We start from the raw sequence: 450 nt of genomic DNA on the forward strand, positions 1-450 counted from the left end.
GTCGATATGAATGCCAGCTCGATGTGGCTCGGTCCCCGGCAGAGTTTCCTGGCCTACCCGGTGTCCGGCGGTGAGCTGATCAACATCGTCGCGTTCGTCCCCACCAATCTCACCGTGACCGAATCGTGGACCGCCCCTGGCGATGTGGCCGAACTCGCGGCTGCCTACCGGGGCTGGGATCCGACAGTGTCATCGATCATCGACGCGATGGATTCCACATTCCGGTGGGGAATCTACGACCGGGAACCGTTGGACCGCTGGTCCACCGAACGGATCACCCTTCTGGGCGACAGTGCCCATGCGGTCACGCCGCACCTCGGACAGGGCGCCAACCAGGCCATCGAAGACGCGATGACATTGGCCGTCGTCTTGCGCGACGCGCGGCCCGGCGAGATCGGCACGCAGCTGCGGCACTACGAGAACCTGCGTATCGACCGCACCGGCCACGTG

1 protein-coding gene is annotated in these 450 nt (G+C 65.1%); it reads left to right on the plus strand.

Annotated features, from left to right (window positions below; genetic code table 11):
- A partial coding sequence (locus tag RNC47_RS36820) for an FAD-dependent monooxygenase (protein ID WP_311605226.1) occupies positions 1 to 450 on the plus strand: 450 nt, incomplete at both ends.

This window comes from Streptomyces millisiae, assembly GCF_031845425.1.
In the GTDB taxonomy this organism is placed as follows: domain Bacteria; phylum Actinomycetota; class Actinomycetes; order Streptomycetales; family Streptomycetaceae; genus Streptomyces; species Streptomyces millisiae.